The sequence below is a fragment of the Pseudomonas sp. TYF_14 genome (assembly GCF_043105275.1).
GTDB lineage: Bacteria > Pseudomonadota > Gammaproteobacteria > Pseudomonadales > Pseudomonadaceae > Aquipseudomonas > Aquipseudomonas alloputida.
The window spans coordinates 93,494-114,009 of sequence record NZ_JBICLK010000082.1; the positions used below are offsets into that span (position 1 = coordinate 93,494).

The window sequence follows — 20,516 nt, forward strand, 5'->3', positions numbered from 1 at the left end:
AGGCACGCCCTGGGGGCCTTCATCGCAAGGAGACAACTCATGCCTCGCTTCGCTGCCAACCTGTCCATGCTGTTCACCGAACAGGACTTCCTGGCCCGCTTCAAGGCTGCCGCCGATGCTGGTTTCAGCGGCGTCGAATACCTGTTCCCGTACGACTTCAGCGCTGCCGACATCAAGCAGCAGCTGGAGGCCAACGGCCTGACCCAGGTGCTGTTCAACCTGCCGGCCGGCGACTGGGCCAAAGGTGAGCGCGGTATCACCTGCCACCCCGACCGCATCGAAGAGTTCCGTGCCGGTGTCGACAAGGCCATCGAGTACGCCAAGGTGCTGGGCAATACTCAGGTCAACGCCCTGGCCGGCATCCGCCCACAAGGCCCGGACTGCGCCACCGTGCGTAAGACCTTCGTCGAGAACCTGCGCTACGCCGCTGACAAGCTCAAGGGCGCCGGGATCCGCCTGGTCATGGAAATGATCAACACCCGCGACATCCCCGGCTTCTACCTGAACACCACCCAGCAGGCCCTGGAAATCCAGGCCGAAGTGGGCAGCGACAACCTGTTCCTGCAATACGACATCTACCACATGCAGATCATGGAAGGTGACCTGGCTCGCACCATGGAAGCCAACCTGAAGCTGATCAACCACATCCAGCTGGCCGACAACCCAGGCCGCAATGAACCAGGCACCGGCGAGATCAACTACCGCTTCCTGTTCGAACACCTGGACCGCATTGGCTACCAGGGCTGGGTGGGCGCGGAGTACAAGCCGCTGACCACCACCGAAGCGGGCCTGGGCTGGCTGAAAACCCACAACGCAATCTGAGGAACAACTCGGGACCCTGTGGGAGCGGGCTCGCCCGCGAACACCGGCAAAGCCGGTGCCATCCACCGAGTTGTCTGCTTCGCGGGCGAGCCCGCTCCCACAGGGGGCCAAAGCTTGCTTGAGATATCACAATTACAAAGAGGTAATTTCTCATGGCTAAAATCGGTTTCATCGGCACCGGCATCATGGGCAAGCCCATGGCTCAGAACCTGCAAAAGGCAGGTCACAGCCTGTTCATTTCCACCCACCACGACGCCGCGCCAGCCGACCTGATCGCTGCCGGTGCCGTGGCCCTGGCCAACCCGAAAGAGGTTGCCCAGGAAGCCGAATTCATCATCGTCATGGTCCCCGACACCCCGCAGGTCGAAAGCGTCCTGTTCGGTGAAAACGGCGTGGCCGAGGGCGTTGGCCCGAACAAGGTGGTGATCGACATGAGCTCGATCTCGCCAACCGCCACCAAAGCCTTCGCCGAGAAGATCAAGGCTACCGGTGCCGCCTACCTGGACGCCCCGGTGTCCGGTGGTGAAGTCGGCGCCAAGGCGGCGACCCTGAGCATCATGGTCGGTGGCTGCCCGAACGCCTTCGAGCGCACCCTGCCGCTGTTCGAAGCCATGGGCAAGAACATCACCCGCGTCGGTGGCAACGGTGACGGCCAGACCGCCAAGGTCGCCAACCAGATCATTGTCGCCCTGAACATCCAGGCCGTGGCCGAAGCCCTGCTGTTCGCCGCCAAGAACGGCGCCGACCCTGCCAAGGTGCGCGAAGCACTGATGGGCGGCTTTGCTTCGTCGAAAATCCTCGAAGTGCACGCCGAGCGCATGATCAAGGGCACCTTCGACCCAGGCTTCCGCATCAACCTGCACCAGAAGGACCTGAACCTGGCCCTGCAAGGCGCCAAGGAACTGGGCATCAACCTGCCCAACACCTCCAATGCCCAGCAAGTGTTCAACACCTGCCAGGCCCTGGGCGGCGGCAACTGGGACCACTCGGCGCTGATCAAAGGCCTGGAGCACATGGCCAACTTCTCGATCCGCGACGACAAGTAAGACCTTACCGGCCTCTTCGCGGGCACGCCCGCTCCCACAGGGATCGCACCACCCTCGAAACCTGTGCAGTACCTGTGGGAGCGGGCAAGCCCGCGAAGAAGCCAACACCGCTGAACCTGCGACCACAGGCTCAGGGGTGACCCCGAGCAACACCCGCCCCTGGTTCGGCCTGCACGGAGGCAGTTCCAGGGGCGTTTTTGATTCTGCAGAACAACAATAATTGGGAGCCTGCCATGTCGGTCGATCCGCAAAAACTTCTCCGCGAACTGTTCGACACAGCCATCGCCGCCGCCCACCCCCGTCAAGTCCTCGAACCCTACCTGCCCGCCGATCGCAGCGGCCGGGTTATCGTCATCGGCGCCGGCAAGGCCGCAGCTGCAATGGCCGAAGTGGTCGAGAAAAGCTGGCAGGGTGAAGTCTCCGGCCTGGTCGTGACCCGTTACGGCCACGGCGCCAACTGCCAGAAGATCGAGGTGGTCGAAGCCGCCCACCCGGTCCCGGACGCTGCCGGCCTGGCTGTGGCCAAGCGCGTGCTGGAACTGGTCAGCAACCTCAACGAAGAAGACCGCGTCATCTTCCTGCTGTCTGGCGGTGGCTCGGCGTTGCTGGCCCTGCCTGCCGAAGGCCTGACCCTGGCCGACAAGCAGCAGATCAACAAGGCGCTGCTGAAATCCGGCGCCACCATCGGCGAGATGAACTGCGTGCGCAAGCACCTCTCGGCGATCAAGGGCGGGCGCCTGGCCAAGGCCTGCTGGCCGGCCACGGTCTACACCTATGCCATTTCCGATGTACCGGGCGACCTCGCCACGGTAATCGCCTCCGGCCCCACCGTGGCCGACCCGAGCACCTCGGCCGACGCCCTGGCCATCCTCAAACGCTACAACATCGAAGCGCCCAAAGCGGTCATCGACTGGCTGAACAACCCGGCCTCGGAAACCGTCAAGGCCGATGACCCGGCCCTGGCCCGCAGCCACTTCCAGTTGATCGCCAAACCCCAGCAGTCGCTGGAGGCTGCCGCGGTCAAAGCCCGTCAGGCCGGTTTCAGCCCGCTGATTCTCGGCGACCTGGAAGGTGAATCGCGCGAAGTGGCCAAGGTGCATGCCGGTATCGCCCGGCAAATCGTTCAACACGGCCAGCCGCTCAAAGCGCCCTGCGTGATCCTGTCGGGTGGCGAAACCACCGTGACCGTGCGCGGCAATGGCCGTGGCGGGCGTAACGCCGAGTTCCTGCTCAGCCTCACCGAAAGCCTGAAAGGCCTGCCGGGCGTGTACGCCCTGGCCGGTGACACCGACGGCATCGATGGCTCGGAAGAAAACGCCGGTGCCTTCATGACCCCGGCCAGCTACGCCAGCGCCGAAGCCTTGGGCCTGTCGGCCAGCGACGAGCTGGACAACAACAACGGCTACGGCTACTTCGCCGCGCTGGATGCGCTGATCGTCACCGAACCGACCCGCACCAACGTCAACGACTTCCGCGCCATCCTGATCCTTGAGACTGCCCAATCATGACGCCTGATAAAAAAGTTAAGATCCTTGCCACCCTTGGCCCTGCGATCAACGGCATCGACGATATCCGCCAGCTGGTCGAAGCCGGGGTGAACATCTTCCGCCTCAACTTCAGCCACGGCGAACATGCCGACCACGCCCTGCGCTACCAGTGGATCCGCGAAGTCGAGCAACAGCTGAACTACCCGCTGGGCATCCTCATGGACCTGCAAGGGCCGAAGCTGCGCGTTGGCCGCTTCGCCGAAGGCAAGGTGCAGTTGCAACGCGGGCAGGCCCTGCGCCTGGATCTGGACAAGACCCCGGGCGACAGCCGCCGGGTCAACCTGCCGCACCCCGAAATCATCGCCGCCCTCGAACCCGGCATGGACCTGCTGCTGGACGACGGCAAGCTGCGCCTGCGCGTGACCGCCAAGCACAGCGACGCCATCGACACCGAGGTGCTGAATGGTGGCGAGCTTTCCGACCGCAAGGGCGTCAACGTACCGCAAGCGGTGCTCGACCTCTCCCCGCTCACCGAAAAAGACCGCCGCGACCTGGCCTTTGGCCTGGAGCTGGGTGTGGACTGGGTCGCCCTGTCGTTCGTTCAGCGCCCTGAAGACATCGTCGAAGCGCGCCAGCTGATCGGTGACCGCGCCTACCTGATGGCCAAGATCGAGAAGCCATCGGCCGTCGAGCAACTGCAAGCCATCGCCGAGCTGGCAGACGCGATCATGGTGGCCCGTGGTGACCTGGGCGTGGAAGTACCGGCCGAAAGCGTGCCGCAGATCCAGAAGCGCATCATCGGCACCTGCCGCCAGCTGGGCAAACCCGTGGTGGTGGCCACGCAGATGCTCGAATCCATGCGTTTCTCGCCAGCGCCAACCCGTGCCGAAGTCACTGACGTGGCCAACGCCGTGGCCGAAGGTGCCGACGCTGTGATGCTGTCGGCCGAGACGGCCTCGGGCGATTACCCGCTGGAAGCTGTGCAGATGATGAGCAAGATCATCCGCCAGGTGGAGAACGGCCCGGACTACCAGGCCCAGCTCGACGTCGGCCGGCCAAAGGCCGAAGCGACCGTGTCGGATGCCATCAGCTGCGCCATCCGCCGCATCAGCGGCATCCTGCCGGTGGCGGTGCTGGTCAACTACAGCGAGTCGGGTGCCTCGACATTGCGGGCTGCACGCGAGCGGCCACGGGCACCGATCCTCAACCTGACGCCGAACCTGAACACCGCACGGCGCCTGAGCGTGGCCTGGGGTGTGCATTCGGTGGTCAACGACCGCCTGCGTCAGGTCGACGAGGTGGTTTCCACCGCCCTGGAGATTGCCCAGGCGCAAGGCATGGCCAGCCGTGGCGACACGCTGCTGATCACCGCTGGCGTGCCTTTCGGCAAGCCGGGTACGACTAACACGCTGCGGATCGAGACTTTGATCTGAGATTGCCGGGGGCGCGTTGCGCCCCTTTCGCGACACAAGGCCGCTCCCACAGGGCCGCGCTGGCACAAGGGAATGCAGTCCCTGTGGCAGCGGCCTTGTTTCGCGATTGGAGGGCAAAGCCCTCCCCGAATACCGCTCTACCTGACCGCGGAAAACCGAGGCCCAAAGAGGCCCACCGCTCCCCCATCAACCTCACTGACTGCCCCATGTACACCAAAAATTTCGTCAACCCGTGCCCCGACTGGGCCACGGCGTTACTCAACGGCTTCAGCCAGGTGCTGCTGCTGCGCAACCCCCTGTGCGGCCTGTGCTGCCTGCTGGCCATCCTGCTGACCGCACCCAACCTGGTCGGCGGCGCGCTGCTTGGCGCCCTGGCCGGCCTGCTCACCGCCCAGGCACGCGGCTATGACCGTGCCGACCGCCAGGCCGGGCTTTACTGCTACAACGGCGTACTGATCGGCATCCTGATCAGCGCCGTGCTGCCCTGGTCGGCCATATTGCCCCCCCTGATCATCGCCGCCGGCGGCTTGTCCAGCATCATCACGCACCAGTGGCGCAAGCGTGGCGGCAAGTTGCTGATTGCCTACACCTCCCCTTTCGTATTGCTGGGCTGGGCCACACTGCTGGTCGCCAGCCCCTCGCCCAGCGGGTTCGTCGAAGCTGACCCGCTGTATGCGTTGGCCCGCGGCGTGGGCCAGATTTTCCTGCTCGACCAGCCCTTGGCCGGGTTGCTGATCATCGTCGGCATGTTCATCGCCAATCCCTATGCGGCGATGTGGGCGGTGATCGGCTCGGCCATTGGTGGCGGCGTGGCGTTGCTCACCGATCAACCGCAAGCTGCCTGGTTGGGGCTATACGGTTTCAACGCAGCCCTGGCGGCACTGGCCTTCAGCAGGCGAGGTGAAAAACCCTGGGTGACCCTGCTGGCGATTGCCTTGGCCTTGCTGCTGCAACCGCTGTTCAAGCTGATGCCTGTGCCCGGCCTGACCGCGCCCTTTGTCGCCGCCTGCTGGCTGATGCATGTAGCTGATCACCTAGGTCATAGGACACAGAAAGACAGCTCACATCGATTACCGAACTAACGGGGGGGTGCAAATATCCACTCCGCCTCTGGCAGCCTAATGGGAGCTGGATCGGGTGCCGAGGAAATACCCTTTGGCGGGCGCGGGGGCGGAGACGGAGACGGAGGTAGAGGACGAAGAGGCTTCGGAAGAGAGCGTAGCGCTAGCTGCTCATCTAGCCTGCTCTGCAGCACTTGATTCTGTTCTTGAAGGAGAACGTTGTCTGCTTGAGAGCGCTCCAACTGTTTCCGAGTAGCGCCCAAACCATCAACCTTGACCACCGTAAACCGACCATCCTTACCTCTGGAAATTTCGTATCCAGCACTACCAATACCCAAGCTGTAAGCTTCAGAGCTGTTCGCGAAATGATTCTTCACTCCCCTTTTGAAAATTTTCGGTATGCCAAAGCGCTTAAACTCAGCAGTTAGCCCAGTTTTCACACGTTTCATCTGACCTGACGGGTCAGAGCTGTTTATCGGATCACCCTCACAATAACAGTAAGCATTCAGCCCACCATTCCCAAAAGGGCTTAAACCATCCGGGCTGTAAAAACGCATAAAAATGGGGCTATAGAATCGGTGACCATTGCCCAGCGCATAGGCTTGCAAGATGCCATCGTGCCGTTCGCCATTGAAACCCAATGAAGGAATCGGCCAATTCAGTGAATACCCATAACCTGCGTATGACCGTATCCACTTCGTCTGAGCACGCTCAACAGCAATTTGCTCGGGTAACTGTCCACTCTGCAGTTTCATGCTCGCCTCCCCCCTGACCCTACGGGATTCTGCCCCAGCCAATCCGATCCAGAGAACTAGCAATTTTAACAGTTCATTCGTTGCAGCCTTGGGCAAAGACCCTCTAGGCTTTCCGCTTTGCCTTCGGAACCCGCTACATCATGGTCTTCCAGACCGACACCCTAGCCGGTCGCCGCTTCGACAAGATCCTGCTGTTGATCATCCTGGCCAGCCTGGTCACGGTGATCCTCGACAGCATCGACGAAGTGCACCAGAGCTAAGCCGGCTTACTGGCCGCCATCTGTACTCAAGCTCAGCCCGTACCTCAAGCAGGCCCATTACCTGATGGAGGCGCTGCGCGGCAGCAAGCAGAAGAACATCGTGTTCCTGGTGAGGCGGCGTTCTGTTCTCGCTGTGGGAATGGGTTGTTTCCCAAAGCGTGATAGCGCCTGCGCCGCCTATTCGCGGGCCGCTCCGACAGAGCCGCGCTGGCACAAGGAAATGCAATCCCTGTGGGAGCGGCCTTGTGTCGCGATTGGAGGGCAAAGCCCTCCCCGAATACCGCTCTACCCGACCGCGGAAAACCGAGGCCCAAAGAAGCCCACCGCCCCCCCATCAACCTCACTGACTGCCCCATGTACACCGAAAATTTTGTCAACCCGTGCCCCGACTGGGCCACGGCGTTACTCAACGGCTTCACTCAGCTAAGCCTCAGAAGAATCAATCGTCGCGTCGATAGGCAAGTTAGCTCTTAAATTCGCCCCTGCAGCCGGTAGTTGCAGGTGTTGTGGAGTAATCGGTGGCATTGCGCCGGTATTTTCTTTAGGAACAAGATCCATTGTTGATGAAAAACCCCTACCAACCGGCATCATAGGAACATGGTCGAGACTCACTTCAATGCCATTTTTTTGGTATTTAGCAGGATTCGACAGCAAATCGAAACTGGTTCTAGACGCATAAGAGAAGCTCCCGTCCACTACATTCACCTCAATATAAGATGAACCTACCTTTACCGTAAATCTAAAAGTTCCTTTCTGCTCGGCAATCGCCTGCATCGGCTCGCGTAAGAACTTCTTGGCTCTCGTCCGCTGCGCCAAGTTCACATTCTTCTGCTTCATGAACTTACCGAAACCGGTTTTTACTCCTGCGTTGCCTGAGGGGTCGGTATGGTTCACAGGATCTCCACCGCAATACATGTATGCATTCACGCCGCCTCTGCCAAAGGGGCTCAAACTGTCTGGACTGGAAAAACGCATAAGTGCAGGATTGAACAGCCGCTTCCCACTGCCCAGCAGATACCCCTGCGTTCCTCTCTCCAACCACTGCCCATTGAACGCCAAGCGCGTTGCGCTCTCGATACACTGTAAAAAACCAAATGGTGTGTAAGCTAACAAAGTGTGCCCCAAACGCTGCCGGCTTACTGCTTTTGACTGGTCGTTCATTTCCCGCCTCGCTGTCAATGAAATACCCAGTCTTATACTGAGGCCTCGACGAGAACCTTAGTACTGGCATTTTTAGCAGGTGACATGATTCACCTTTCCGTAGCAGGCCCTGTGCATCTAGTCTTGCATCTCAAGCTTTCGGAACCTGCACTTCATGACCGCACCTCTGCCTTTACGCGAACGCCTCTACATCATGGTCTTCCAGACCGACACCGTAGCAGGCCGCCGCTTCGACAAGATCCTCCTGCTGATCATCCTGGCCAGCCTGGTCACGGTGATCCTCGACAGCATCGACGAAGTCCACCAGGGCTACGCCGGCCTGCTGGCCGGCATCGAGTGGGGCTTTACCGCGATCTTCCTGGCCGAATACATCACCCGCCTGTACTGCTCGCCCAAGCCGTTGCGCTATGCCTTCAGTTTCTACGGCCTGGTCGATTTACTGGCGATCGTGCCGGGGATCCTCGCGCTGTACTACAGCGACGCCCAGTACCTGCTCATCATCCGGGTCATCCGGATGCTGCGGATCTTCCGTGTACTCAAGCTCAGCCCGTACCTCAAGCAGGCCCATTACCTGATGGAGGCGCTGCGCGGCAGCAAGCAGAAGATCATCGTGTTCCTGGTGACGGTATCGACGCTGGTAACGGTGTTCGGCACGCTGATGTACGTGATCGAAGGGCCTGAGCATGGCTTTACCAGCATCCCCAAAGGCATCTACTGGGCCATCGTTACCCTGACCACCGTGGGCTTTGGCGACATCGTGCCCAAGACCCCGCTGGGGCAGGTGCTGTCGTCGCTGGTGATGATTACCGGTTACTCGATCATTGCCGTGCCGACCGGCATCTTTACCGCCGAGCTGGCCAATGCCATGCGTGGGGAGCAGCTGCAGCATGATTGCCCGACCTGCCACAAGAAGACCCACGAGCAGGGGGCGGCGTTCTGTTCTCGCTGTGGGAATGGGTTGTTTCCCAAAGCGTGATAGCGCCTGCGCCGGCCTCTTCGCGGGTAAATCCGCTCCTACAGGCGCGGACCGTGCGCGGTCCCCCGTAGGAGCGGGTTTACCCGCGAAGAGGCCGGCACAGGCAGAAGCATAACCAAAGCATTTTTTGTTCTTTAACCCGTATAAACCCACCCGTTATAGTCGCTGGCAATCTGCCCCAACACCCTTCAAGAACAAGGACGCAACGTGAAAAAACTCTTCACCGCCTCGCTGCTCGCCGCAGGCCTGGCCCTGGGCAACCTCGCCCAGGCCGCCCCTACCCTGCTCAACGTTTCCTACGACGTGATGCGCGACTTCTACAAGGACTACAACCCGGCCTTCCAGAAGCACTGGGAAGCCGAGCACAACGAGAAGGTCAACGTGCAGATGTCCTTCGGCGGCTCGAGCAAGCAGGCCCGTGCGGTGATCGATGGCCTGCCGGCCGATGTCATCACCATGAACATGGCCACCGACATCAACGCCCTGGCCGACAACGGCAAGCTGGTGCCCGACGACTGGGTAACCCGCCTGCCGAACAACAGCGCGCCGTTCACCTCGGCCACTGTGTTCATTGTGCGCAAGGGCAACCCGAAAGCCCTCAAAGACTGGCCCGACCTGCTCAAGGACGGTGTGCAGGTGATCGTGCCCAACCCGAAAACCTCGGGTAATGGCCGCTATACCTACCTGTCGGCCTGGGGCTACGTACTCAAGCAAGGCGGCGATGAAAGCAAAGCCCGCGACTTCGTCGGCAAGCTGTTCAAGCAGGCACCCGTACTGGACACCGGTGGCCGTGCCGCCACCACCACGTTCATGACCAACCAGATCGGTGACGTGCTGGTCACCTTCGAGAACGAAGCCGAGATGATCGCCCGCGAGTTCGGCCGCGACCAGTTCGAAGTGGTCTACCCAAGCGTATCGGCCGAAGCCGAACCACCGGTGACGGTGGTCGACAAGGTAGTGGCCCGGAAAGGCACCCAGGCCGTGGCCGAGGAATACCTGAAGTACCTGTGGTCACCAGCAGCCCAGGAGATCGCCGCCAACAACTACCTGCGCCCGCGTGATGCGACGGTACTGGCCAAGTACACCGACCGCTTCCCGAAAGTGGACTTCCTGTCGGTGGAGAAAACCTTCGGTGACTGGCGTACCGTGCAGAAGACCCACTTCAATGATGGTGGGGTGTTTGACCAGATCTATACCGGTCAGTAACGCACAAGCAACATCAACCCCGGCGGAATACCAAGGCCTTCAGGCCCCCCGCCGGGTCCACATCCGGAAACTCCGGCGGGTTTTCCAACCGCTCGACAAACGCCAACGAAGGCGCCTGCTCTGCCATGCCTTCAATCAGAAACTCAGGCCCGATCCCCGGGTCGTTGACACACGCCAGCACCGTCCCGCCTTCGCTCAACAACTCCGGCAAACGCCGCAGGATCTTTGCGTAATCCTGGGTCAGCACAAAGCTGCCACGCTGGAAGGTCGGCGGGTCGATGATGATCAGGTCATAAGGCCCGTACTTGCGCACCTTGCCCCACGACTTGAACAGTTCATGCCCCAGGTACGCCACCCGTGATGCATCGTGGCCATTGAGGCGATGGTTGTCCCGGCCCCGCGACAGCGCCGACTTGGCCATGTCCAGGTTCACCACCTGCTCAGCGCCACCGGCAATCGCTGCCACGGAAAAGCCGCAGGTATAAGCGAACAGGTTCAGCACGCGCTTGCCCGCCGCCTGCTCGCGCACCCAACGGCGGCCATAGCGCATGTCGAGGAACAGGCCATTGTTTTGCCGCACGCCCAAGTCCAGCAGGTAGGTCAGGCCGTCCTCGATCACTTCGCGTTGCTGGCACGGCTCGCCCAGCAGCCACTGGCCCGGGCTGTCGGGCAGGTAGCGGTGCTGGATGATGACCGCCTGCCCCGTCCACTGCGGACGCGCGGCCAAGCTGCGCAGCATGGCTTCCAGTTCGGCGAGCTGGCCTTCGGCCGGCTCACGGAACAAGGCGACCGACAACACGCCCTGCAGCCAGTCGACGGTCACCTGCTCCAGGCCCTGCCAGCAGCGGCCGCGGCCGTGAAACAGGCGGCGGGTTTCCTGTGGGGCAGGGTCGAGGGCGGCAAGCAGGTGTTGCTCAAGGGTGTCGATGGGCAAGGTCATGGCGGATCGCAGGCTGGCAAAAAGCGGCATTCTACCTTGCGGGCCTCTTCGCGGGTAAACCCGCGCCTACAGGATGCCGCGCCGAGCGGAACCACCACCCCTGCTGCATCCCCGCCGCCGCCAGCAGGATCAACCCCACCCCCAGCCACTGCAGCGGCGCCAGGCGGTGCCCGAACGCCACCCAGTCCACCAGAATTGCCGCAATCGGGTAAATGAACGACAGCGCACCGGTCAAGGCCGTGGGCAAACGCTGGATGGCGCTGTACAACAGCACATACATCAGGCCGGTGTGCACCATACCCAGTGTCAACAAGCTGGCCAACGCGGGCACTTCAACCGGCAACCCGCCAAGCGTGACCCATGGCGCCAGCAGCAACACACCCGTGGTTACCTGAATCAACGCAATCAGGTGCGGGGGCGTGCCACTCAGGCGCTTGATGATCAAGGCCGCGATCGCATACAGAAACGCCGCCCCCAGCGCCAGGGCAATCCCCAGCAGATAGTCCTCGCCATTACTTTGCCCAGCGCCATGGGCACTGACGATGGCCAGCATGCCGAGGAACGCCACACTCAGCCAGGTCACCTTGGCCAAGGTGATCTTTTCGCCCAGAAACAGCGCCGCCAGCCCCACCAGCATGAACGGCTGCACGTTGTACACCGCCGTGCCGATGGCAATCGACGCCCGGGCGTATGAAGCGAACAACAGCAGCCAGTTGCCGACAATGGCCACCCCGCTGGCTATCGCCAGCAAAAATGCCGTGCGGCTGATCACCCCCGGGCGCAGAAAGCCAAACGCGGCGCAAATCGCCAGCAAGGTCACGGCACCGAATACGCAGCGCCAGAACACCACATCCAGCACCGGCTGGCCGGACACCAGCACGAACCAGCCAATGGTCCCGGAAATCAGCATGGCAGCGACCATTTCCAGCGAGCCACGGCGCAATGAACTGTCCATCTCAAACCTCCCTTTGATAATGGCAACAGTATGCAAAGGCTGCAGGCTGGCCATCCAGCGGATAACCAAGGCATTTTCGCCAACCTACCTTTACTATCAAGGTAAATAACACGAATTACCTGATGAGGTGGGTATGACCGATGCCATCGACCAATTATTGATCAACGCACTGATGGAGGACTCGCGCCGCTCGCTCAAGGCGCTGGCGCAGGTCAGCGGGCTGTCCGCACCCAGCGTCAGCGAGCGCCTGCGCCGACTGGAAGAGCGTGGCGTGCTGCGCGGCTATACCGTGGAGGTCGACCCGCGCGCCTTTGGCTACCAGTTGCAGGCGATCGTGCGCATCCGTCCGCTACCGGGGAAGCTGCAGGAGGTGGAGCGCCAGATCATTGCCATCCCTGAGTTCACCGAATGCGACAAGGTCATTGGCGAAGACTGCTTCGTCGCCCGACTGCATGTGCGCTCGATGGAGCAGCTGGACACCCTGCTCGACCTCATGAATGTGCTGGCCGAGACCAATACCGCGATCATCAAGAAGACCCCGGTCAAGCGGCGGTTGCCGCCAATGGATTGATTGGCTCCTGTGCTGGCCTCTTCGCAGGCGTGCCCGCGAAGAGGCCAGTACAGGAAAAGCTGAGTATTTTTTGTAGACAAAAACGTAACCATAGGTGCCATTTTTGTGTGCACTTTCTTCAGTAGCGCCCCAATTCGTTACACACTTTCCTCCCGTTATTTTGACCAATTGATCAACTAATCAATCTTTCAAAAATTTAAACTTGTTCATACGGTCAACTTATATTCTCTGTATTTCATTAACTTACCTTTTAACAAGATAAGTTCGAAATCATCGCCTGTTGAAACCTGCTCTTCCCTTGGCATGGAACTCGCTTTTTTGTGTTCGTGTTTTGTATACAACTTAAACAAAACATAGATACACAAGAATCCGCGACGCCGACCCCAATGTCAGCCGCCGCGCCCACAACCCTGTGATGCCAACGCTGCACCGACGAGATGGCGAGCCCGTGCGCATGCCCGCTCATCGCAGTCCAAGTGCATCAGGAGCCCGCCGGAATGAGTAGCAGCCTCGACCTTGCCCCTGAACTATCCGTCGCCAGCACACACCCCGCGTCCACGCTTGCCGGCCACCAGCCGGACCTTGTTCTCAGCCCGCGCCTGCATAACCGCGACCTCGCGCCAACGCGTATGGAAGGCCGTCGCTGGGGCGGCTACAGCATCTTCGCGCTGTGGACAAACGATGTGCACAATATCGCCAACTATTCGTTCGCCATGGGCTTGTTCGCCCTCGGCCTGGGTGGCTGGCAAATTCTGCTGTCGCTGGCCATCGGCGCGGCACTGGTGTACTTCTTCATGAACCTGTCGGGTTACATGGGGCAGAAAACCGGGGTACCGTTCCCGGTCATCAGCCGCATTGCCTTCGGCATCCACGGCGCGCAGATCCCGGCGCTGATCCGTGCCGTCATCGCCATCGCCTGGTTCGGCATCCAGACCTACCTGGCATCGGTGGTGCTGCGGGTGCTGCTCACCGCCGTTTGGCCGCAAATAGCAGCCTACGACCACGACAGCATCCTCGGCCTGTCGAGCCTGGGCTGGGTGTGTTTCGTGTCGATCTGGCTGGTGCAGCTGGTGATCCTGGCCTACGGCATGGAGATGGTGCGCCGTTACGAGGCCTTTGCCGGGCCTGTGATCCTGCTGACCGTCGCCGCACTGGCGGTGTTCATGTACTTCAAGGCCGACGCGCGCATTGCCTGGTCGGTGGCTACGCCGCTGACCGGCTACGAGATGTGGCGCAACATCTTTGCCGGCGGCGCACTGTGGCTGGCGATCTACGGCACCCTGGTGCTGAACTTCTGTGACTTCGCCCGCTCCTCGCCTTGCCGCAAGACCATCCGCGTGGGCAACTTCTGGGGCCTGCCGGTAAACATCCTGGTATTCGCCGTGATCACCGTGGTGCTGTGCGGCGCGCAATTCCAGATCAACGGCCAGATCATCGACAGCCCGACGCAGATCGTCGCCGCCATACCCAGCACGCCATTCCTGGTGCTCGGCTGCCTGGCCTTCCTGATCGTCACCGTAGCGGTGAACATCATGGCCAACTTCGTCGCCCCGGCTTTCGTACTCAGCAACCTGGCGCCGCGCCACCTGAACTTCCGCCGTGCCGGGCTGATCAGCGCCACCCTGGCGGTGCTGATCCTGCCCTGGAACCTGTACAACAGCCCGCTGGTGATCGTGTACTTCCTGTCGGGCCTGGGCGCCCTGCTAGGCCCGCTGTACGGCGTGATCATGTCCGACTACTGGTTGCTGCGCAAAGGCTGCATCAACGTGCCGGAGCTGTATACCGAGCACCCGGCCGGCGCCTATCACTACAGCAAGGGCATCAACCTGCGCGCCGTGGCCGCCTTCGTGCCGGCCGCACTGCTGGCCATCGTGCTGGCCCTGGTGCCCAACTTCCAGGGCATCGCGCCGTTCTCCTGGCTGATTGGTGCCGGCATCGCCGCCGCCCTGTACCTGCTTATCGCGCCACGTAACCGCCATTACCACGACGTCAGCGGCGAGTGCATCGCCGTCGACCACAGCGGCCATTGATCAAGGAGGACTGCCCATGCGTATTCTGATCGCCAACGTCAACACTACCGAAGCCATCACCCACGCCATTGCCGAACAGGCCCGTGCGGTGGCCGCACCCGGTACCGAAATCGTCGGCCTGACACCCTGGTTTGGCGCCGAATCGGTGGAGGGCAATTTCGAGAGCTACCTGGCGGCCATCGCGGTGATGGACCGGGTACTGGCCTTTGAAGGGCCTTACGATGCCGTGATCCAGGCCGGTTATGGCGAACATGGCCGCGAAGGCCTGCAGGAACTGCTCAACGTGCCTGTGGTGGACATTACCGACGCCGCCGCCAGCACGGCAATGTACCTGGGCCACGCCTATTCCGTAGTAACCACGCTCGACCGCACCGTGCCACTGATCGAGGACCGCCTGAAGCTCTCGGGCCTGTATGACCGCTGCGCCTCGGTGCGAGCCAGCGGGCTGGCGGTGCTGGAACTGGAAGCCGACCCGCTGCGGGCCGTAGAGGCGATTGTCGAGCAGGCCGAACGCGCCGTGCGCGACGACAAGGCCGAGGTGATCTGCCTGGGTTGTGGCGGCATGGCCGGGCTGGACGAGCAGATTCGCCAACGCACCGGCGTGCCGGTGGTGGATGGTGTGAGTGCAGCGGTGACCATTGCCGAATCGCTGGTGCGCATGGGTTTGAGCACGTCCAAAGTGCGCACCTACGCGACGCCACGGGCGAAGAAAGTGGTGGGCTGGCCGATGCGCTTCGGCCGCTAGACATCCTTCGCCTGTACCGGCCTCTTCGCGGCTGATGCCGCTCCTACCGGACCAGCACAAGCCTGAATACCGTGGGGTCCTCGTAGGAGCGGCTTTAGCCGCGAAGAGGCCGGCCCGCTTAACGCATCATCCTGGCCAAACGCTGCGCACTGCCACAGGCCAAGGTGAATCCCAACGCCCCATGCCCCAGGTTCAGCCACAGGTTGCGGTACACTGTCCCACCTATGATCGGCACCCCGGTCGGTGTCGCTGGTCGCATCCCCGCCCATTCCACCGCCTGGCCATAATCCGCCGCCCTTGGCAGCGTCTCCAGCGCCAGCCGCCGCATGCTCTGCAAACGGCGCATGTCCACCGACTCGTCGAAGCCGACAATGTCCACCATCGCCGCTACCCGCAGCTGCTGCCCCAGGCGTGCATAGACGATTTTGCGCTCATAGTCAGTAAGGCTCACCTCCGGGGGCAGGTGCCCGGTGCTGATCGGTGCGGTCAGGCTGTAGCCCTTCAACGGGTAAACCGGTATCTGCACCCCCGGTAATGCCAAGCCTGGGCCGCGATGCCCGGCACACAGCACCAACTGCTCCACGTCCAGCTGCTGATCGCCCAGTTGCAGTGCCACGACCTGGCCCTGGCGCTGAACCAATTGCGTCACCGGCCGGCCAAGCAGGAAACGGCACTGGCCCGACGCGCGCAACAGCGCCTCCAGCCGCAAGCAAAACACGTGGCAATCGCCAACCTCTTCGCCCGCCGTGAACACGCCCCCCACAAACGGTGCGCCATCCAGGGCAGGCTCCAGCCCGCGCAGCTCGGCAGCCGCCAGCACCTGCTGACTGGCCGGGTCCGTCAACTGTTCCCGGCCTTGGGCAAAGGCCCGTTCACTGCGAAAAGCCACCAGCTTGCCATTGCGCCGCCAGCCGAAATCTCCCAGGTTATGGTCTTCGCGCCATTGCGCCAGAACGGCCTGGCTGCACAGCGCCAGCTCAAGCAATTGCCCGGCATTACGGCGATTGACGCTACGCCTACAAGCCAGGGTGAATGCCAGCAGCCAGCGCCACTGGGCCGGGTCCATGCGCAAGCGCAAGCGCAATGGCGACTCGCCCCGCAACAGCCAGCCCAGCGCCTGCCACGGCACCCCGGCATCAGCCAGCGGCGCCACATAGCGATAGGACAATTGCCCGCCATTGGCGAAGCTGGTGGCCGACGCCAGGCTGTCGCGGGCCTCGATCAGGTCAACCGACCACCCTTCCCGAACCAGCGCGTAAGCCGTCGCCAGGCCCACCACTCCACCACCGATCACCGTTACCCGCTGCTTCATCGCTCATCCCTGTTCCGGCTTCCTTGCCAAACAGTACCAGCGGATCAGGTCGGGCAGCTATGCGCACCGTCATTCAGGCCCTGGCGCACATTGCGGCTCAGCAGGCTGGCTTTGCCATCGCGCCAGGTCAGGGTCAATACGTAGAGGGTGTCGAAGTCTTCGCCGCTCCAGTCCTCGGTGATCACCCGCTCCTCCCCCAGGGCCTTTCCGGCCACGGTGTTGATCAGTTCCGGCAGGTAGCCGTGGGACCAGGCCGTGTAGATGGTCGCATTGCGGTATTTGTCGCTCAGCAACTCATCGGCCAGTTCAGCGGTGTCGTTGGCGCCGTAGTCGATATTCACCGGCAAGCCGAGGCGGATGGCACTGGGGGTGATGGTCATCAATGGGCGGATGTAGCTGTAGCTTTCGTCCCGGCTGCCTTCCTCGACATGCCGCGTGGGGTTGGCGGCAAACACGTAGTCGGCCTTGCCAAAGCGCTCGGGCAGTACACTGGCCAGGTCCAGCGCACGGTTGAGACCTTGGCAGTTCAACTGCCCGAGCCCTTCGCCCGGCTTCTCGCCATGACGCAGAAACACCAGGGTCTGGGTGCCATCCACCGGTTGTGCCCGGCTTTCGACAGCCTCCAGCGCCAACGGCGCGGCGATGGCAGTGAGCACCAGGCTCAGCAGCAAGTGACGACGACGGCGAAAGAATGTTGGCAACTTCATCAAGGCAGGCTCGTGTGGCAGAGAATATCGGGTTTACCCGCCACATCGCCCGGCCAGTTGCAGGGCGCCCGTGCAGTGAATGCCATCCTTGGCAACGCGTGAGGGTCAGAGTGCCCCGAACCCGTTTGGTTCCTCCCTGGAGGTGAATGCCGTTCCCTAGGCAAGGCCTAGGTTAGGGGCTGGGTGTTGCGCAATTGTGTAAGGTGCAAGAACCTCGGGTTGCAACGTGACCACTCAATCATCCCGCGTGAGCACTTCCAGCAGTTCGATCTCGAAGGTCAGGTCCGAATTCGGCGGGATCGCCCCTACGCTGCGTTCGCCATACCCCAGGTGTGCCGGTACCTGCAGCTTGCGCTTGCCGCCAACACGCATGCCCATCAGGCCTTGGTCCCAGCCTTTGATTACCCTGCCGGTACCGATCACGCACTGGAACGGCTTACCGCGCGACCAGGACGAGTCGAACTCGCTGCCATCGGCCAGCCAGCCGGTGTACTGGGTGGTGATCAGGGCACCTTTGACGGCGGCTTTGCCGTCTCCCTCGACCAGGTCGATGATCTGCAGTTCTTGGCTCACGGGTACACTCCAAACGCTGAAAAACAAAACCGCCCTTTTCTCAGGAATGCACCGGTTTGGCAAGTTCACGCAGAATTGTACGGAGGCATTCGCCGACGGAATGCCTCCGTACAGACATGACGTTGAATCAGCTGTTCTGCTCGAACACCTCTTGGCCGGACAGCTCCTTGGTCTGATTGGCGAAGCAGTACCACGCGGGTTTCTCTTCGACGAAGATCTGCAGGTCGAAATCCCAGGCTTGGTCGCCATCAAGCAGGCCGACCGGCACGGCATGGAAGTCGTTGGCCTTGAGCCGGTAGTACAGGTGCGTACCACAGCGGCCACAGAAAGCACGCTGGGCCCAGTCGGACGAATCATAGACGCTGGGCGCACGCCCTTCGATCAGCGGAGGCTTGCTGCAGTGCACCACCAGCAGCGGGCCGCCGGTCCACTTGCGGCACATGCTGCAATGACAAGCGCTGATATGGGTATTGTCGACGGTGACCGTCAGCCGCGTGTCGCCGCACAGGCAGGTGCCGTGTTTTTCCAGGGCCATGGGTGGCTCCTTGAACGGAAAGATGGGCCTGCAATTATAGAAGCCACCCAGGGCATCGCACGCCGTACTAGATGTACACATTGCCCCGCAGGTACAACGCCGCCCGCCCACTGATGATCACGCGGCCATTGCCCGGCACTTCGCACTGCAACTGCCCTTTGCGTGCCCCGCCCTGCTCGCAGCTCAGCACGTTCTTGCCCAGCCTTTGGGCCCATAACGGCGCCAGCGAGGTGTGTGCCGAACCGGTTACCGGGTCTTCATTCACACCAACCCGCGGGCCGAACCAGCGGGTGACGAAGTCAAAGCCACGCCCTGCCGCGGTCACGGCAATGCCACGGACGTCGAAGGCCGACAGCGCAACAAAGTCTGGTTTCAACGTTTCGAGCAGCATGGCGTCATCGATCACCACGACATAATCGTCGCTAAGGTACACCGCCTTCGCCTGGCTCAAGCCCAGCGCCTGCAAAAGGCCCGCTGGCATGTCGACCGCTACGGGTTGTTTGGCGGGGAAGTCCATGGCCAGCAGGCCATCAGCGCCACGGCTGACGCGCAACTCGCCACTGCGGGTATTGAAGCGAAGCACTTGCGCCTGCTCACCCAGTTGCTCGAACAGCACGTAAGCCGAGGCCAAGGTAGCATGGCCGCACAGGTCGACTTCCACGGTGGGGGTGAACCAACGCAGGTCGAACGTTTCGCCTTTGCGCACGAAGTAGGCTGTTTCTGACAGGTTGTTTTCTTCAGCGATGCGCTGCAGCACATCGTCCGGCAGCCAGCTGTCCAGCGGGATCACTGCGGCCGGGTTGCCACCGAACGGTTCAGTGGAAAAGGCATCGACCTGGAAGATTTCAAGTTGCATGCACACACTCCTTGTTGCCCGGGCGCTGCCAGGCAGATATCTGGAAAAAGGGTTAAGGGCGTACCGGGGTCAAAACTGGCTCACCGGCAAAGAACGCCTGCAGGTTGCGCAGCACCAAGTCCACCGTGTCGCGCGCGGCTTCTGGCGACTGGCCAGCCACGTGGGGTGTGAGCACGGTGTTGGGCAAGGCCTTGAGTGCATCGGGCACTGTCGGCTCGTCATCGAATACATCCAGCGCGGCGCCAGCCAGCTGGCCACGCTGCAATGCAGCAATCAGGGCCTGGGTGTCGACCACGCTGGCACGGGCGATGTTCACCAGATAGCCTTCAGCCCCCAGGGCCTGAAGGACGTGGGCATCGACCAGATGCCGGGTGTTGGCGCCACCGGGGGTGGCCACCACCAGAATGTCGACGGCTTCAGCCAAGTGTCGGGGGCTGTCGTACCAGGCATAGGGCACATCCTGGCGTGCTGTGCGGCTGTGGTAGCTGACGTGCATGTCGAAGCCCAAGTGGGCCCGCTTGGCGATCGCCAGCCCCACTGCGCCGAGGCCGAGAATGCCCAGGCGCTTGCCACTCACGGAGGGGCTGATCACCCGGTTCCATTCACCGCGCCGCGTGCTGGCATCGGCACGGGGGATGTCGCGCAGCAGCGCCAGCAGCAGGGCCAGGGTGTGGTCGGCGACGGCTGCGGCATTGGCCCCGGCGCCATTGGTGACGGTTATGCCGCGGGCAGCGGCGGCGGCCAGGTCGACCTGCTCGTAGCCGGCGCCAATCACGCAGATGATCTGCAATCTGGGTAATGCGTCAATTTCGGTGGCGGATAGCCCCAGCGGCCCACGGGTGAGTACCGCATCGATTTCTTCGGCGTGGCGATGAATGGCATCGGCGCGCAGTTGCGGCGAAGGGGCACGGATCAGGTGGTAACCGGCCTGCTCCAGCATAGGCAGGTAATCGTCGACGGTTTCCACCAGTACCAGGACTGTCTTGCTCATGCCACCTCCGGGTGAATTGGAGGCGTCATTATGCGGAGTCACCGGCCGGTACAGTCAATGGAAATAACAAGGCAAAACTGTACTGTACTGTACT

At 61.8% G+C, this 20,516-nt stretch carries 20 protein-coding genes and 1 pseudogene; 11 read left to right on the forward strand and 10 right to left on the reverse strand.

Annotation, left to right across the window (positions count from 1 at the left end):
* Nucleotides 1-39: 39 nt before the first annotated feature.
* The 5 genes from hyi (at nucleotide 40) to ACF8O8_RS22260 (ending at nucleotide 5,870) form a co-directional block, all read left to right on the forward strand.
* Nucleotides 40-822 (forward strand): hydroxypyruvate isomerase, encoded by a 783-nt coding sequence (hyi, locus tag ACF8O8_RS22240; protein WP_010955039.1) that lies wholly within the window; start codon nucleotides 40-42, stop codon nucleotides 820-822.
* Nucleotides 823-974: 152 nt separating this feature from the next.
* Nucleotides 975-1,868 (forward strand): 2-hydroxy-3-oxopropionate reductase, encoded by an 894-nt coding sequence (locus tag ACF8O8_RS22245; RefSeq protein ID WP_010955040.1) that lies wholly within the window; start codon nucleotides 975-977, stop codon nucleotides 1,866-1,868.
* 233 nt (nucleotides 1,869-2,101) lie between these two features.
* Nucleotides 2,102-3,376 carry a glycerate kinase gene (locus ACF8O8_RS22250; RefSeq protein ID WP_003254348.1) on the forward strand — a complete coding sequence of 425 codons (1,275 nt, stop codon included), beginning with the start codon at nucleotides 2,102-2,104 and terminating at the stop codon, nucleotides 3,374-3,376.
* Nucleotides 3,373-4,788 (forward strand): pyruvate kinase, encoded by a 1,416-nt coding sequence (pyk, locus tag ACF8O8_RS22255; protein ID WP_003254349.1) that lies wholly within the window; start codon nucleotides 3,373-3,375, stop codon nucleotides 4,786-4,788. The genes ACF8O8_RS22250 and pyk overlap by 4 nt, the downstream gene beginning before the upstream one ends.
* Nucleotides 4,789-4,994: 206 nt before the next feature.
* Nucleotides 4,995-5,870, forward strand: a complete 876-nt coding sequence (locus ACF8O8_RS22260; protein WP_350298136.1) for an urea transporter — start codon at nucleotides 4,995-4,997, stop codon at nucleotides 5,868-5,870.
* Here ACF8O8_RS22260 and ACF8O8_RS22265 read toward each other — a convergent pair.
* Entirely contained in the window at nucleotides 5,867-6,604 is a 738-nt protein-coding gene (locus ACF8O8_RS22265; RefSeq protein WP_392510491.1) for an RHS repeat-associated core domain-containing protein, read from the reverse strand. The genes ACF8O8_RS22260 and ACF8O8_RS22265 overlap by 4 nt on opposite strands.
* Nucleotides 6,605-6,744: 140 nt before the next feature.
* Here ACF8O8_RS22265 and ACF8O8_RS22270 point away from each other — a divergent pair.
* Nucleotides 6,745-7,000 (forward strand): annotated as a pseudogene (locus tag ACF8O8_RS22270) (hypothetical protein); the annotation flags it as partial.
* Nucleotides 7,001-7,287: 287 nt separating this feature from the next.
* Here the strand turns inward: ACF8O8_RS22270 and ACF8O8_RS22275 are convergent.
* Complete coding sequence (locus ACF8O8_RS22275; protein ID WP_392510492.1) at nucleotides 7,288-8,025, reverse strand: RHS repeat-associated core domain-containing protein; 738 nt, start codon at nucleotides 8,023-8,025, stop codon at nucleotides 7,288-7,290.
* Between the two features lie 154 nt (nucleotides 8,026-8,179).
* Here ACF8O8_RS22275 and ACF8O8_RS22280 point away from each other — a divergent pair, with 154 nt between their 5' ends.
* Together ACF8O8_RS22280 and ACF8O8_RS22285 are read left to right on the forward strand one after the other, a co-directional pair.
* The gene (locus ACF8O8_RS22280) at nucleotides 8,180-9,001 is read left to right on the forward strand and encodes an ion transporter (RefSeq protein ID WP_064493256.1); all 822 of its coding nucleotides are present in this window, start codon (nucleotides 8,180-8,182) and stop codon (nucleotides 8,999-9,001) included.
* Between the two features lie 207 nt (nucleotides 9,002-9,208).
* Complete coding sequence (locus tag ACF8O8_RS22285) at nucleotides 9,209-10,207, forward strand: sulfate ABC transporter substrate-binding protein (protein WP_010955044.1); 999 nt, start codon at nucleotides 9,209-9,211, stop codon at nucleotides 10,205-10,207.
* Nucleotides 10,208-10,220: 13 nt separating this feature from the next.
* Here ACF8O8_RS22285 and ACF8O8_RS22290 read toward each other — a convergent pair whose 3' ends face one another.
* Both ACF8O8_RS22290 and ACF8O8_RS22295 read right to left on the reverse strand, forming a co-directional pair.
* Nucleotides 10,221-11,147: a class I SAM-dependent methyltransferase gene (locus tag ACF8O8_RS22290; RefSeq protein WP_392510493.1), complete on the reverse strand. Its 927-nt coding sequence runs from the start codon at nucleotides 11,145-11,147 to the stop codon at nucleotides 10,221-10,223.
* A gap of 31 nt (nucleotides 11,148-11,178) precedes the next feature.
* Nucleotides 11,179-12,102 (reverse strand): DMT family transporter, encoded by a 924-nt coding sequence (locus ACF8O8_RS22295; protein ID WP_010955046.1) that lies wholly within the window; start codon nucleotides 12,100-12,102, stop codon nucleotides 11,179-11,181.
* 133 nt (nucleotides 12,103-12,235) lie between these two features.
* Here ACF8O8_RS22295 and ACF8O8_RS22300 point away from each other — a divergent pair, with 133 nt between their 5' ends.
* The 3 genes from ACF8O8_RS22300 (at nucleotide 12,236) to ACF8O8_RS22310 (ending at nucleotide 15,448) form a co-directional block, all read left to right on the forward strand.
* A complete protein-coding gene (locus tag ACF8O8_RS22300) occupies nucleotides 12,236-12,673 on the forward strand; it encodes an Lrp/AsnC family transcriptional regulator (protein ID WP_003254357.1) in 438 nt (145 codons plus the stop codon).
* A gap of 497 nt (nucleotides 12,674-13,170) precedes the next feature.
* Nucleotides 13,171-14,703: an NCS1 family nucleobase:cation symporter-1 gene (locus tag ACF8O8_RS22305; RefSeq protein ID WP_010955047.1), complete on the forward strand. Its 1,533-nt coding sequence runs from the start codon at nucleotides 13,171-13,173 to the stop codon at nucleotides 14,701-14,703.
* A 16-nt stretch (nucleotides 14,704-14,719) separates the two neighbouring features.
* The gene (locus tag ACF8O8_RS22310) at nucleotides 14,720-15,448 is read left to right on the forward strand and encodes an aspartate/glutamate racemase family protein (protein ID WP_010955048.1); all 729 of its coding nucleotides are present in this window, start codon (nucleotides 14,720-14,722) and stop codon (nucleotides 15,446-15,448) included.
* A 118-nt stretch (nucleotides 15,449-15,566) separates the two neighbouring features.
* On the opposite strand, the gene ACF8O8_RS22315 is transcribed toward ACF8O8_RS22310, so the two are convergent.
* The 6 genes from ACF8O8_RS22315 to ACF8O8_RS22340 all read right to left on the reverse strand — a co-directional run bounded on the left by ACF8O8_RS22315 (nucleotide 15,567) and on the right by ACF8O8_RS22340 (nucleotide 20,422).
* Nucleotides 15,567-16,760 (reverse strand): D-amino acid dehydrogenase, encoded by a 1,194-nt coding sequence (locus tag ACF8O8_RS22315; RefSeq protein ID WP_392510494.1) that lies wholly within the window; start codon nucleotides 16,758-16,760, stop codon nucleotides 15,567-15,569.
* Nucleotides 16,761-16,804: 44 nt separating this feature from the next.
* Nucleotides 16,805-17,467 (reverse strand): histidine phosphatase family protein, encoded by a 663-nt coding sequence (locus ACF8O8_RS22320; RefSeq protein ID WP_010955050.1) that lies wholly within the window; start codon nucleotides 17,465-17,467, stop codon nucleotides 16,805-16,807.
* 234 nt (nucleotides 17,468-17,701) lie between these two features.
* Nucleotides 17,702-18,040, reverse strand: a complete 339-nt coding sequence (locus ACF8O8_RS22325) for an FKBP-type peptidyl-prolyl cis-trans isomerase (RefSeq protein WP_019099528.1) — start codon at nucleotides 18,038-18,040, stop codon at nucleotides 17,702-17,704.
* Nucleotides 18,041-18,167: 127 nt separating this feature from the next.
* Entirely contained in the window at nucleotides 18,168-18,575 is a 408-nt protein-coding gene (locus tag ACF8O8_RS22330; RefSeq protein WP_004577113.1) for a GFA family protein, read from the reverse strand.
* Nucleotides 18,576-18,642: 67 nt separating this feature from the next.
* Nucleotides 18,643-19,431, reverse strand: a complete 789-nt coding sequence (locus ACF8O8_RS22335) for a PhzF family phenazine biosynthesis protein (RefSeq protein ID WP_010955053.1) — start codon at nucleotides 19,429-19,431, stop codon at nucleotides 18,643-18,645.
* 52 nt (nucleotides 19,432-19,483) lie between these two features.
* Complete coding sequence (locus ACF8O8_RS22340) at nucleotides 19,484-20,422, reverse strand: 2-hydroxyacid dehydrogenase (protein ID WP_392510495.1); 939 nt, start codon at nucleotides 20,420-20,422, stop codon at nucleotides 19,484-19,486.
* Nucleotides 20,423-20,516 lie beyond the last annotated feature (94 nt).

What these genes read in the sequence shown, in the direction of transcription:
- ACF8O8_RS22300 (WP_003254357.1), top strand. Translation starts at nt 12,236, where the DNA reads ATGACCGATGCCATCGACCAATTATTGATCAACGCACTGATGGAGGAC.
- ACF8O8_RS22340 (WP_392510495.1), bottom strand. Translation starts at nt 20,422, where the DNA reads ATGAGCAAGACAGTCCTGGTACTGGTGGAAACCGTCGACGATTACCTG.
- ACF8O8_RS22260 (WP_350298136.1), top strand. Translation starts at nt 4,995, where the DNA reads ATGTACACCAAAAATTTCGTCAACCCGTGCCCCGACTGGGCCACGGCG.
- ACF8O8_RS22295 (WP_010955046.1), bottom strand. Translation starts at nt 12,102, where the DNA reads ATGGACAGTTCATTGCGCCGTGGCTCGCTGGAAATGGTCGCTGCCATG.
- ACF8O8_RS22330 (WP_004577113.1), bottom strand. Translation starts at nt 18,575, where the DNA reads ATGGCCCTGGAAAAACACGGCACCTGCCTGTGCGGCGACACGCGGCTG.
- ACF8O8_RS22310 (WP_010955048.1), top strand. Translation starts at nt 14,720, where the DNA reads ATGCGTATTCTGATCGCCAACGTCAACACTACCGAAGCCATCACCCAC.
- ACF8O8_RS22245 (WP_010955040.1), top strand. Translation starts at nt 975, where the DNA reads ATGGCTAAAATCGGTTTCATCGGCACCGGCATCATGGGCAAGCCCATG.
- ACF8O8_RS22280 (WP_064493256.1), top strand. Translation starts at nt 8,180, where the DNA reads ATGACCGCACCTCTGCCTTTACGCGAACGCCTCTACATCATGGTCTTC.
- ACF8O8_RS22305 (WP_010955047.1), top strand. Translation starts at nt 13,171, where the DNA reads ATGAGTAGCAGCCTCGACCTTGCCCCTGAACTATCCGTCGCCAGCACA.
- ACF8O8_RS22250 (WP_003254348.1), top strand. Translation starts at nt 2,102, where the DNA reads ATGTCGGTCGATCCGCAAAAACTTCTCCGCGAACTGTTCGACACAGCC.
- ACF8O8_RS22275 (WP_392510492.1), bottom strand. Translation starts at nt 8,025, where the DNA reads ATGAACGACCAGTCAAAAGCAGTAAGCCGGCAGCGTTTGGGGCACACT.
- ACF8O8_RS22315 (WP_392510494.1), bottom strand. Translation starts at nt 16,760, where the DNA reads ATGAAGCAGCGGGTAACGGTGATCGGTGGTGGAGTGGTGGGCCTGGCG.
- ACF8O8_RS22265 (WP_392510491.1), bottom strand. Translation starts at nt 6,604, where the DNA reads ATGAAACTGCAGAGTGGACAGTTACCCGAGCAAATTGCTGTTGAGCGT.
- pyk (WP_003254349.1), top strand. Translation starts at nt 3,373, where the DNA reads ATGACGCCTGATAAAAAAGTTAAGATCCTTGCCACCCTTGGCCCTGCG.
- ACF8O8_RS22335 (WP_010955053.1), bottom strand. Translation starts at nt 19,431, where the DNA reads ATGCAACTTGAAATCTTCCAGGTCGATGCCTTTTCCACTGAACCGTTC.
- ACF8O8_RS22290 (WP_392510493.1), bottom strand. Translation starts at nt 11,147, where the DNA reads ATGACCTTGCCCATCGACACCCTTGAGCAACACCTGCTTGCCGCCCTC.
- ACF8O8_RS22320 (WP_010955050.1), bottom strand. Translation starts at nt 17,467, where the DNA reads ATGAAGTTGCCAACATTCTTTCGCCGTCGTCGTCACTTGCTGCTGAGC.
- hyi (WP_010955039.1), top strand. Translation starts at nt 40, where the DNA reads ATGCCTCGCTTCGCTGCCAACCTGTCCATGCTGTTCACCGAACAGGAC.